Here is a 12,791-nt window from a genome sequence, read left to right as displayed (position 1 = left end):
GCATCTACATCACGGTTTAACGCATAGGCACAATGAAGCACATCGTACTCCTTGCCTGAAAAATTTAATCTAGCTTTGAAAGCCATAGTTTTAAAATTTAAAGGTTAAAAATTTAATTTATTGTAGCCTCCGCTACATCATATATAAACCAAAAATTAAGCCAATTATTGTACATGTGGCTCATCTATAGCTGATAACACCCATGTCTATTTCGAAAATATTATCCTAGGGCTAGCAGAATGCAGATTTTTGCCAAGAAAAAAAATGTATTTTTTTCGAAACCATGAAACGTCTCATTTTCACTACACACAATAGCTTAAAATACTGTAGCATTTTAGGGCAGGGTGTTACTTTTTGCGACAAAAAAATAATTTTAACTGTTTATTTATTTAAATCCACTAACCTGATTACTTCAGCCTGAGACATGCGCAAGGATTTTAATTTTCCTAAAATTTTTCTGCCGATGGTTGTAGTAATTATCACCTCTGTATTTTTTCCAGTTATTTCAATATGATCTGTTTGTTTGAGCAGGTTAAGTTTTAAAGGATCATAGGAAGCTTTACGCGAAATAATCTGCCGGTCTTCGGTATTGCGATAAATGTTAATTTCAATCAGACCTGGATTGAGGTAATTCATTCTTTTACTAAAATGTGTTTCTTCTGCCGATGTGCCCTTAACTAATTCCAATTTACCTGAACAGTTATACTGGTACTTATAATTCCAGGTATCCTTTAGGTCAGATTGGTTTCTTTGTGTGGTAATTTTGGATTGCCGGATACCTTTCCCCCATCTTTCGTGGCTATCGGACAATAAGACCAGATAGATATCATTGATTGAATAATCTTCTAAATAATCTTCCATAAGATTGAACAAACCAATAACGGAATGCCGTTTACCTACCTGCTGTTTAACCTTAGCATAAAATTCGGGGAATAATTTATATTCATCTTGATTAATAAGTACGGTATGTTTTGCATCGGAAAAGGTAATCTTTAACGGCTCAATACTGCCCGCACCATTTAATATGGATTTAGCGCGCAGGTAAAGACCTTTACGATCGTTCGATAAACTATAGGCCGTAGCTTCAGAGCGTATGCCACCTGCTATTTTATATATGAACAGGCTATCCTTTAAACTATTCTGTACATATAAGATTTTACTCGTATCCTTTTCTTTGACTCCTTCAGATTTGACTTCCGTAAATCGGGTTAGTAAAATGCCATTACAAACTACTGCTGGTTTTCGTGGCTGTTGTGCTACTACACTAAAAACAACCAACAAGTTAAGAATACAGGCAGATATCAGTCTGGTCATATTTCATTTTGTTGTTGCTGCTGTTAAGCGGTTTGGTGTTGTTTTCCAGAAAATACTTTTGCCTGCAGTGATGGTAGCAGAAATACCATTTGAGGTTTTTACGTTGGTATCATAATAAAAATTGCCACTTACCCAGTATTTTTGATCTTCAAAGTCGGCTGATGGAATGGCATATTTAATGCTGTCAGGCACTTCAACTTCTTTAAATTGTGGTTTACCGTCAGCGCCTTTTAACTGCTCGCCATCTGGTCCAGGTACTGGCTTTTTAACTTTCTTTTTTAGATGTTCATGCGTGCCTTGGTCTGTACTTTCATTATGATTACCCTTATCTTTGTACCTGGCAGATGTACCGTTCGCAGCTACAAAACCATCATAAATCGCTTTTGGAATTTCAATGAATTTATATTCGTCAAATTTGTTCTGTCCCAGTTTATTGTAAGGATTTGTTTCAGAATTACCCCATGCTAGAAAATCGGTTCCATCCCAAAACTCAGCGCCATCAGTAATATCTTTCACGCCAAAGCAAACATCCAATACTGCGTATCGTGCCAATTTTGATTTGTTATCATTATTATCAGGAAGTTCTTTCTTATTTGGTACAGAGGAATAACCGGAGGCCAACAACGAACGCCAGTTTTTTTTGGTAGAAACAGCCCTGTTATGACTGGTAAAGGCCACGCATCTGAGCTCTTTTATATCAGCATTGCCTGATTCGTGACTTATAATGTAAGCAATGTATCTGAAGTCTGCATGACCTAACGCTTTACTATCGTATTTAACCAAGTTAGCTTCATCATTCAGAGCATCCCAATTTTTTGCAGCCACCGCCTGATCATGCTTTTTCTTAGTGGCAATAAAAATTTTAGCACTACCCGCTACCCCACCCAGGTATTCACCTTCACGTGTGTAATAAACGTATTTTACCGTTTCTTTAGGCTCTTGCGATGAACTATAATCTCCAAACTTAACATATGTCATAAATACTCAATTTCATGCATGCACAGCTCTTTTATCAATGATAAAAGGGTGCCTGCTTCAACATTTATCCGTTTTTGGGAGCACTAACTTTTGGCGGCTAAAATTTAAAACAGCTCTTGTGCTTAGATGCTGTTTAATTGACTAAATAATAGTCTTCCTCTCATAATTTTTATTTCTGGCAATGTTACATCTAGCGGATAATTTCGAACCCATTATTGCCTTTTGGCAGGTGTATGTAAAATGGAAAACCAAATTCTTCGTTCTCTTCCCTTTTTAAATAAGAAATAATCGGAGATTTATCCTCCCTGATTAAGTTTACCACCCTATTTTTTGCGTAAAACTCTACCCTTGGCACTTCCGGGAAATCCTGCATCACATAACCCTCAGCATCAAGCATTTTGAAAATGCTGTTCAGTCCGGCAATATTATCTTCTGCCAGGTACATAGATGTATCTGTTTCTTCATACCTTTTTTTTAAGAGCGATGCAAGCACATTCACATCCTGATCTTTAAAAAGTGTATAAATCCGACGATAATAGTTGTGTACCTTCTCGATAGCAGCTTCATTTTCAACATCGATAATACCAGCATTGGTCCAGCCTATTAATTGATAAGGTACCTCTGCCTTAAATTCTCCAATAGACTCTAAAAGGGGCAATTTACCGTCTTTAGCCTGCTGCATTTTATATTCGTATACCGTTTTAAGCTGCTCCTTATCCATTGTTGAAGCATCAAGGTATTGTATTTTAATAATAGCTTCGGCATCCTGATGTATCGTTTGCGAATCTGCCAAAGGCTTAAACCTCACTTTAACCTGCTGGGCTCCACTGTTCAGTATAAAATGATTTATGGGGTAATTTGAGTAAATGCTCCCCCCGCTATCATATGAAAAGGCCAGCACATCATTGATCAATATATCGAAATTTGCAAGAGAGACATTGAAGTCAACTAAATAATAGGGTTCTTTTATCATGCCTTGCTCGGTTATTTAAAAGGATTGTCAATATTTTTATGATACCCGATAATTACGGTGTCTTCAAATGCTTTTTTAGTAATAATATCGAGTTTAAAGTTTAAACTATTATTTACCGGATCTAGTGTTAGCCGATATAGGACATCATTTTTCACCCATGAAGTTACCTGTGGATAATCAACAACCATACTATTGAAATCATTTTTATACTCTTTATAATATTCGGGAAAGCTTTCTTTAAGCATTGCCTTGGTTTTGGCACTTAGCGCTTCTGCCATGATATTGTTTACCGAGGCACTATCAGGTTTCCCGAATTTTTTCTTGAGATATTGTATACTGCCAGCAGTCTGCTCTGCATTAACGGTAAATGTTGCAAACGATAATAGGTTGTTATAGGTGGTAATAACTGCCCCAAATGAAGGGCTAATTGCTGCACCGTCGAATTTAAGATTAGCGCTTTCCTTTTCATCGAAAGAATATTTAACAACTTTTTCGCCCTTATCAACTGTTTTAAAACCACCATCCGAAACTTCGATATGTCCATTCTGGTTTTCCACCCGAGAAGCATAACTGTTTAAATCAATATCCAATGGTTTATTGAAGGTTAACTGCGCAATATCTATAACCTCTTTTTTACAGGCAGATGTTAAAATCACTAGTAATAAAGTGAATGACAATAATTTTATTTTCATAGTATTAAATATAATTTTTTTCGAATTTTATCTCATCTGGTTTTACTATAACAGACTCGCCTTCGTAGCTGAATGTTCTTTTAATAAAACCGAATTTTACTGTTGTAGCCGCAACAAATTTAGCTTTAATACCGGCAAATGACGCGATTGGACTGGCATAGATCCCGGTTTTATCGGCACCCACCTCAATACCGCCGGTTACGCTTGTTTTAACATCGGCTGTTAACACACCTTCAACACCCATATTCGCCGTGCCGGCTTTAGCCAATGCCTTAAACTCTACAGAAATCTTTATCTCACCTGTAACTTTAACATTGCCAGTGGTTTCTTTAGGAAAGAGAACATTTATTTTGGTTTGGCCATTAATATTGATTGCTCCACCAAAAGTTACTAAAAATGTAATCTGGACATTTTTTTCAAGTTTTTCGAGTACCCAGTTAATTACTGTTCCGGCCCCGGGACAAATGGCATTTCCACCATACTCCACAAAAATCTTGAACAGATCGATAAAAGTATTGGCTTCAACAAGCGGTTTGGTATCAGCACCGATCTCTACAATTTCACCAACCCTACCATTTGTTTTTTGGAGGTACCATTGTGCCGAAAAAGCAATAACAGGTGGTTTTACCTCAAAGCTCCATTTCCCTTTTGCCACTGGCGATTGAACCACATCATCGGCCAGCTGTTTGATTTTATTAAAAATACGTAGGGTTTTAGCAATACGTTCTTCCCATTCCTTACCAAACTCTACTTTTTGTTTACTGCCATTTGCCGCGGTCCACTCTCCGGTTAATGAAAGCTCGAACTTTTGTGCCATTTCACCGTACTTTTTAGACCATTCTGCATCTATTACCGCACCAATAGCTTTATTTTGGGCGTTTTTTAATTCGTAACCGTATAATTTATTGCCATAAGAATACGCGAAAGACTGCGTGTGCGACCATTTAAATTCTACCGTCCATTTGATATCGGAATAAACATGGATGGCAAGGGTAGGATTATTTGGAACTGAAAAGTATCTACAGGTATGAATGTGGACCAAGTAATTATTCATTATGCCATTACGCCTGGGCCAAATGTAATTTAATGGAATAACATTAAACTTACTCATGGTAGATACCGCCGGAACCGTAATTTTGCCCTCATTCTCAGCTTTTACATCAATGTTAATTAATTTGATGGTTTTATTATGCTTTTTACGGTCAAAACAAGCTTTGGTGTCGAATTTTACGGGTTCTACCGTAATATTTTTTGGTTTATTACCAACTATAGTTTCATAAATAATGGTTTGTGCATTATGCCCGTAATATTCAAAAGCAATATCTACCCTCCGGTTATTCTGATAGTCTGCCTCATTTCTATATTTAATATTATCCCGCCCTTTTTTATCGTCTGTGGGGTTTACCTCTCCATGTCCGGCTGTTTTGATCCGATTGGGATCTAATTTTCCTTTGATAAAAAACTCTCTTACTGTTTTTGCCCTGTTTTCTGATAATACATTGTTATGGTTCTGTTTACCGATTACACAAGCAAAACCATCAAGTTGAATAGTACTGTATCGATGTTCGAGCAAGAACCGCAATATATTATTAAGCTGCTTAAGACTCTCGGGCAAAAGTTCCGTACTATCAAATTTAAAAATAATAGACTCTAACGTTTTTTCCCGTTTATCGATAACATTTTTAACTCCACTTCCATTATCGAAAACGAGTTCGGGTTTACCTCCTTCTTCTGTTATATTAATTTGTTCAAACTTGCACAGCTCAAATCTTGCCTCGTTTTTATCAGGCTGGTAAATGGTAACAGGTGTTCTGTTTTCGGGTATGTCTACTACCTGCGATTTAAGTTTATCTTTTATCCTTAAAAACCGGGCATGGGCAGTATCACCTTTACCACCCGTATCTTCAATGTATTTACCCGTTACGGGATGCACCACACGCACATAAAACTCCTCCACATCCGATCTATCATTCATAGATTGGTACCATGAATACGTATTGGGAATTTTTAGGTTAATTTCGCCATTAGTTACACTTACCCGATAAATTTTGCGGGTTTCTTCATCATCTTTTGGCCATAGACCTAATGCTGATCTCAATTTTCTGAATACCCTCACCTCTACATTATCATAGCCATTTAATCCTTCGGTAAAGAGCCTGAGCCAGATGAGTTCTCCGTATGAAAACTGGTAAGTTTTGCGCACATCTGCTCCTCCTTCATTTTGAGTCCACCTGCTGTCTACTATTTTTGCAGGTGATTCACCCCTGATCTTTAAGCCTGATTTACTATCAAAATTCCCACTCCATGTTGCCTCGATGTACCACAGATATGGTCCGCATAATTTTTTGGGTATCCGGTAACCATAGCTAAAATTGCTGGGTATTGTTTTCTGAAGGTCTATGACACTTTTCTCGTTAAAAACGGCCCATTTTACATCTTTCTTTCTATCTTGTTCGGTGGTGCCAGGCTGCCATTCTCCTATTTTGAACCAAACATATTGATCGGGAGCTACTACCACTAACTGACCAGGTATAGATCCTTTATTAGCATTATATACTTTACCTTCGCCGGTCCAAATAATTTTCTTTATTCCCTTTGCCATACGTTATGCTTTAACACTCGCTTCTACACCGTTAAAATTATTTGCAGATTCATCTAAAGATTCTGACATGGGATTGAGCTGTGATTGTACGTCTTTATTTGCGTTATTAAAGTTTTGTTTTGAGGCTTCTGCTTTTTGACCATGCTGAACAATCTCAATGCAATCGGTGCCTCCTATTGGGCAGGTAGCTTTGCTATCTTCGAGCAAAATTTTACCTCCGTTTGTAAGGATGGTATCTTCATAAAACCCCGACCATTTGGTTACCACCGCATTACAGGGTTTATTATACATTTTTGAGCAAGAGCCAAACATGTTCTTTTCAAAAGTTGGGCCGATATCCATTGTGGTTGCTATTGATTTTTGGCTTCCATCTTTATCGTTTGCATATTCTTTGGTGTGCGTTAGCACTTTGAGTTTATCGGGCGCCGATCCAAATTTACACATACACTGTGCCCCCTGAACTACAATATGTTTCTCTGCCATTGCCTTAATTATTTAGTAAACGATCCCAAAATCCTTTTTTTGATGGGCCATCAAGTACCACCATTTCTGTTACCGGCAAACCTTTAACATTGGTCTCTAATTCGAAATCGTGATCAAACTCCTGGTCATTTTCGGGAATCAATGCAATTTTCACCTTTACTTTCGCTTTTTCCTGTGCTCCGTAACTGAAATCAGAAACTACAGATATGATCCGCTTAAATTTCGGATGTAAAAGATAATACCCTTCGTAGCTACCAGTAGCCCTGTTTGTGATATATAATTCATCTTCCAAAGGCATAATAGTACCATCATGAATCAATTCTATTGCTCCAAAGCTATTGGATCGGGCACCTAATTTCTCTCGCGTTAGATAGCCTTCTACGTTAAAGCCCCTGGCTATCGGAAATTTATATATGGATTCAGTTACATGGTTTTGACCGTATTCTTTATAAACCGGTTTAAAAAAAGTGTGGATAAACCAATCGTTATTTAAAAATGCCAGTTTTATACTATCAGCGTTGGTTAGCTGTTTTTCCATCCGCTCTATATAGCCTTCTACAAGACCACCTTCAAAATTATCCAACACCTTCTTTTTAACAGATTGCCATCTTTTTAATATCTCCTGGTGATTATAAATGCTTTGGAAACCACCGTTTTGATCGACAGTAATTATCAAAGGATAAAATACTTTTCCTGCAGCATAAGCAAGGCGATCGGCAACCAGATCGGGTAAGATTTCATTGACAAAAACATCACTGATCCGTTCGATTTGAAATAAAGGTTCTCCATCTTTACCTGGTTTTAATCTGGTAATGCGCACTTCGTATTTCACTTCGTTGCTATCTTCTTCACCCTCATTAAAAATGATTAAAACACCATATTTTACAGATAGTTCTGCGGGCCAATCTAAACGAAGGGCATTTAAGCCTGGATAATATATTGTTTTATTTGAAATGTCCATTTTAAAACTGTATCAATCTATTTTACAAAGAATTATCGAACATACTGTAATATACATTTAGCTTTGAAAAACATCATAATACCAATCACCTCCGTATCTGAATAATACAGAAACTATTAACAGTATAAAGAAATAGAGTAGCAATTGTTTAAGGTATTTATATTCTTTCTTTTCACCCAATTTTAAATAGTAGTTACCAATTAAAAATAAAATGCCCGAGATGAGACCTGAAGGAATCCCTCCCCAAATGACTGCAATTGATGCTCCCCATCCACCCCGCTCAAACAAAAACCAGAAGAGCATGCTTATTAAAATACTTCCTAATAAGAAGCCTATAACTTTTAAAAAATTTGCCCCTGATATTGCGTAAATGATTATCAATAGCCCAATTAATAAAGTTGAAAAAGTATAAACCAAATCATCTAAAAAGTCTGTTTTTTCAATAGGAAAAATAACACCAACTGCAATAAGACTAAGTGCAATACCTACCCAAAGACTCTTCTTTTTAACTTCCATATTATTTCCCTTTATAACCCGGATTTATTCCTGAGCTAAATGCACTTTTTAATCCATTTTTTGCTTTATCCCAAAATTGACTGTGACTTAAACTATGGGATATGGTGGCTAAATAAGGTATACCACCGGGTCTTTCCATTAGGTTGGTATTTAAATCTTGAGTAGCAACCAGATCTGCATGATACCTGGTTACCAAATTACGATAAATTTGAAGATGTGTTTTTCTTAGTAATTTTAACTGGGTATCACTTTCTCCAGAAACAACATATTCTAGCTTACTAATTTTGTCTTGAATATCTTTAACCTGATCCCCAGTTATAAACTGGCTTAATAAACGCATCAAAACTTCTCTTAATTTCTTGGCTTGTAATGCTGATTGGAGAGGTGTTAAAAAAGCATCAAAATTTGCTTTTTTCTTTCTGCTGTTGTATCTGTCAGAATCAGTAATAGGAACATCAATTATTTCAAGGCCTTTGGTCTGCTTTTTGGGGTTCCAACCGGTTTGTTCAATACTATCTGTTATCCCAGTATTTTCTTTAAATAAAGTTTCTAAAATCCCAAGTAAATAGCTGTCACTCTCACCTGTTTTTATCGCTAAAATTTCATTAAAAAGTCTCAGCCCTACCAATAAATTTAAATCGGTAAAAAATTCAGCTCTCCCATAACCGCCTCTTCTTCTGCTTTGATTTGTTGAAAATACAGTTTGGGCTGTTGTAGCCCAATTTAAAATCCTATTCAATAAGTCCAAAAATTGTTTTTTTTCAACTTTAAATCTTTCAGTTTTGATACTTAAAATATAATCTATTACTGCACTTATCAACAATTTAATTCCATCTAAAAGAATGGCCATATTTCTCCACAAACCAGGCCCTTCAGTATCATCCTCAATATATAAATCGCTTAATGCATCAAAGGTTGTAAAATCTACAGCTTTTATCCTTTTTAATGCTTTATCAAAGTTACCTTTATTCAAATTCCGGATCAGAACTTCGAGATTGATTAATGAAAAATCCGCGACAAACTGTTGTGTTAAATCATATCCGTTATGCACATTGATAATTTTGCAGGCAGGATGTAGTTTAGTATGGTTTAACTGGTGCTTATTTTGAAAAAAGGGGGTAGACAGATAAGTAATGCTTTTTATTTTCCACAATTCTGGAAATGCTTTACCCTTTTCTGTCGTAATTAAATTGGTAAACTGATTAATAACATTGCCACCGTGCGAATGCCCTATTAAATGTAGGTGTACTTCCTTTCTTTTAAAACCTGGGTATTCTCTTTTGATCAAATCCAATAAACGATCTGCAGCTAAGTTTCTTTCCTGAGTATCATTATCACCAGACCAGCTAAAAAATGTTCCTTCTATGTGTAAGTTGTGGAATTGAGGTTTTAATTCCTTTACTTTTGCCCAAAAATTTACAAGACTGGCATTGCCGTCTTTATCTTTGCCATCCCAATAAGTTGTATTTGCCTCGTGTTTTAATCCTTTAGTATTTATAGGGTCGGTGGTACCTGCAACCATCATCACCAAATCAACGATAGTTTTATCTTTTGTGGCCTCTGGTACTACAAACCTCGGCTTCTTAAACACTACATTTGTCATAGCCTGCTTATTTACCGGTGATATTAATTTTTTTGTTTGAAGCTAAAACCAAATTTTCTCCTAAGGCAACAATCTCTACCTTTTCAGCAGTTTCAAATGCTGTTTGTGAAGTGGAAACATATTGATCAGTAATCGTAATGATCAGGTTTTTAGCAATTTTCTTAATGGCCATATCAAAAAAGATTTGATTTTTCCGCACTGTTAATCTCTACAGTTTTTTCAGAACTCTCCAACAGCATGTTTTCTTTAGTGCTAAAAATAGTTACCTTTTCAGCATACTGTGTAGATTCCTGAGCACTTCTCATGTATGCTTTTTCTACCATTTCAGTCTTATTATTTGCTGATTCTTTCATGTCTCCAGTGGCGCTGATATTGATATCTTTTCCGGCGGTTTGCGTAATGTCTTCGTTGGCACTTGTGGTAATGTTCTCACCAGCACTTTCTGAAATGTTTTTACCCACCTTTACATCCATATTTTCCTCTACATTAATCTGCATATTCTTACAGTTTAAAGTCATGTTCTCCAAAGCGGTAATGGTTATATTATTGCCTTTGGTATCGATATGGATAATATTATTGTGTATATCGGTAATTTTTATGCCTTGTGTACCCGCATCATCGTCAAATTCAACAAGATGCCCGCTTCTGGTAATGATGCTTTTAAGGTGGTTTTTAATTAAAGGGCTACTATCCACACTGGAGCTGTGGTAAACACTTCCCATTACTACAGGGCGAGCGATATTCCCCTCTTCGAACGCAATCATCACCTGATCATCGATTTCTGGTATGGCGAAATATCCGCGGTTATTACCCCTTTCGCCAACACCGGCACTTGGCGTAACTACACGTAGCCATTCCGTAACGTCGTTTGTTAAACACTCCCACTTAAATTTAACCTTAATACGCCCCTGACCTTGTGGATCGTTATTATCAATCACATCTGCCAGTTGCATATCTGGTTGTGGTTTTTCGAAGTTCTTTACCAGTAAACGTTCGGTTGTGGATACTTTTCCTTCAAAAGTATTGTGGTATTTGCCGTTTTCGTCGATATGATGCGTAATACTGGTAATAAGAAATTTACCCAGACTTTCGGATGTAAAAGCAAGTTCTTTACGGAGGCTCATCGTAATTTCGGCAATACTGCCTATGCTTAAACCTGCATTATCGCCCCTGGCTGTTACTTTTAAAAGCTCACTTGTATTGGCTTTCTCTTCATTTTCTACCAGGTTTTTAATGTCGTTGTTATTATCTACCCTGATTAATGAAGGCTGGTTGAAGGTTTTGCTGAAAGTAAGATTAGAAGCTTTTACAGCATGGGATAAATCGGGTGTGCCATCTACTTTACCTGTACTCTCGCTCAGCAGCATTTCGTTCTGCTTAGGATTATAGGAGAACCGTTTATTTTTTATCGGTGCAATTTCCATTGCATACTGCATTTCCTGAACATCTCTGCCATAAAACAGGGATATGTCTTTTTGTATATTGGGTTTTCCAAAATTAAGCTGTTTGCCATCATAAAAAAGCCATTCGTGGTATTCGGCCGAAAGGCGGTTCAAAAAAGCAAAATCGCTTTCACGGTATTGGATAATATAATCGATTGATGTATTTCTTGCGGCATTGGCCACCACTTTTAAATCATTGGCAGGCGTATCCTTAGTTGCCAATTTAACGATCTCATTGAGGTCTTTATCTAAATATGAACCCAAATCAGGTCCACGATCAATTAAAATAGTTGGGCTATAACCGCTTACAATTAAAACACCATGGTAACCATGACTTTGTGATAGTTCAACTTTAGAAACCAGGCCCACAAAATTCTGCATGCCTTCTGCCGAATGGCCAAAAGAGGCGGTTAAGGTTTTACCCACAAAATCGCGACTATCATCTAAGCTGATCAGTCCTGGCGCACCCATCTGGTCGTGATTAAAGCGCAGTTCAAAATAGTGATGTTCGTTAAAAGCCTGTTGAAGGACGAAGGAAGCAAAATGTGTAATTTCTTTTCCTTCTATATTGATCTCTGCAATGAGTTTCTTTTCCATATTGATTTAATCTTGTTCACAAAATTACCTCGGGCCAGAGGCCTGGCAATATATGTGGCCATCTTAAAAATGATTCCACTTTTTGTAAACTGCCTGTTCAGATGAATATTGTGTAGAAGCCGAATCAAACATTTTACCAAAATAGTAATCGTTTTTTACTGCAATATGTTTGAGGTGGTTAGACATAGATGAGCATAATTTATGATATAGCTTAATGTGATGTATCACAACGCTAAAAGGATGTTAATTTGGGATGATAGGTAGATGTAGGGTGATGAAAATAGCAATGGATTAAAAGCTCCCCGGAAAAAACCGGGGTGCTTTTAATTACTATATGTTTAGTGATGACTAAGCTTTAGGCCAATCGTTTTCGTGTTCTGCGTTGCCCAGCTTTAGCTTGCGGGCCGATACCACAAAACTTAAAGTCATTGGTGTATTGTCGTTTACCGCAATACCCTCGTTATACTGGATGATATAACCATCTTCGAAAGACAGCTCCTTCATTTTAGCATCTTCTTCGCCTTTTTTGAAAACCAATGTTCCTGAAAGCGGCTTGTACTGGTTGTTTACCATCGATTCGATCACAGAAGTATCTTCGGTTGATTCGATTTCGATGTGGATGGTACCACC

13 protein-coding genes are annotated in these 12,791 nt (G+C 36.9%); all 13 read right to left on the bottom strand.

From position 1 onward, the window contains the following. The coding region (gene tssD, locus ASU31_RS28180) for a type VI secretion system tube protein TssD (protein WP_280739895.1) at positions 1-86 on the bottom strand (86 nt) is incomplete at its 3' end. Positions 87-381: 295 nt separating this feature from the next. Continuing rightward, on the bottom strand, positions 382-1,314 hold the full coding sequence (locus ASU31_RS26060; protein WP_057935172.1) for a hypothetical protein: 933 nt from the start codon (positions 1,312-1,314) through the stop codon (positions 382-384). A 3-nt stretch (positions 1,315-1,317) separates the two neighbouring features. Continuing rightward, positions 1,318-2,292: a hypothetical protein gene (locus ASU31_RS26055; RefSeq protein ID WP_057935171.1), complete on the bottom strand. Its 975-nt coding sequence runs from the start codon at positions 2,290-2,292 to the stop codon at positions 1,318-1,320. A gap of 190 nt (positions 2,293-2,482) precedes the next feature. Continuing rightward, positions 2,483-3,265 carry a hypothetical protein gene (locus tag ASU31_RS26050; protein WP_057935170.1) on the bottom strand — a complete coding sequence of 261 codons (783 nt, stop codon included), beginning with the start codon at positions 3,263-3,265 and terminating at the stop codon, positions 2,483-2,485. 11 nt (positions 3,266-3,276) lie between these two features. Further along, positions 3,277-3,957, bottom strand: coding sequence for a hypothetical protein (locus tag ASU31_RS26045; RefSeq protein ID WP_057935169.1), 681 nt, complete (start codon positions 3,955-3,957; stop codon positions 3,277-3,279). A 4-nt stretch (positions 3,958-3,961) separates the two neighbouring features. Further along, entirely contained in the window at positions 3,962-6,559 is a 2,598-nt protein-coding gene (locus ASU31_RS26040) for an OmpA family protein (protein ID WP_057935168.1), read from the bottom strand. A gap of 3 nt (positions 6,560-6,562) precedes the next feature. Further along, entirely contained in the window at positions 6,563-7,042 is a 480-nt protein-coding gene (locus ASU31_RS26035; protein WP_057935167.1) for a DUF4280 domain-containing protein, read from the bottom strand. Between the two features lie 4 nt (positions 7,043-7,046). Next, positions 7,047-8,003 carry a hypothetical protein gene (locus ASU31_RS26030; protein ID WP_057935166.1) on the bottom strand — a complete coding sequence of 319 codons (957 nt, stop codon included), beginning with the start codon at positions 8,001-8,003 and terminating at the stop codon, positions 7,047-7,049. Between the two features lie 57 nt (positions 8,004-8,060). Then, on the bottom strand, positions 8,061-8,519 hold the full coding sequence (locus tag ASU31_RS26025; protein WP_057935165.1) for a hypothetical protein: 459 nt from the start codon (positions 8,517-8,519) through the stop codon (positions 8,061-8,063). Between the two features lies 1 nt (position 8,520). Continuing rightward, entirely contained in the window at positions 8,521-9,807 is a 1,287-nt protein-coding gene (locus ASU31_RS26020) for a hypothetical protein (protein ID WP_157258315.1), read from the bottom strand. Positions 9,808-10,129: 322 nt separating this feature from the next. Continuing rightward, a complete protein-coding gene (locus ASU31_RS27675) occupies positions 10,130-10,294 on the bottom strand; it encodes a hypothetical protein (RefSeq protein WP_157258313.1) in 165 nt (54 codons plus the stop codon). Position 10,295: 1 nt separating this feature from the next. Next, positions 10,296-12,161, bottom strand: coding sequence for a type VI secretion system Vgr family protein (locus ASU31_RS26015; protein WP_057935163.1), 1,866 nt, complete (start codon positions 12,159-12,161; stop codon positions 10,296-10,298). A 348-nt stretch (positions 12,162-12,509) separates the two neighbouring features. Further along, positions 12,510-12,791 (bottom strand): type VI secretion system tube protein TssD (gene tssD, locus ASU31_RS27795; RefSeq protein WP_057935162.1); only part of this gene is annotated, 282 nt, incomplete at its 5' end.

This window comes from Pedobacter ginsenosidimutans, from assembly GCF_001442625.1.
In the GTDB taxonomy this organism is placed as follows: Bacteria; Bacteroidota; Bacteroidia; order Sphingobacteriales; family Sphingobacteriaceae; genus Pedobacter; species Pedobacter ginsenosidimutans.
The sequence above is the reverse complement of the archived record's forward strand: the minus strand, read 5'-3'. Positions and strand labels throughout refer to the sequence as shown.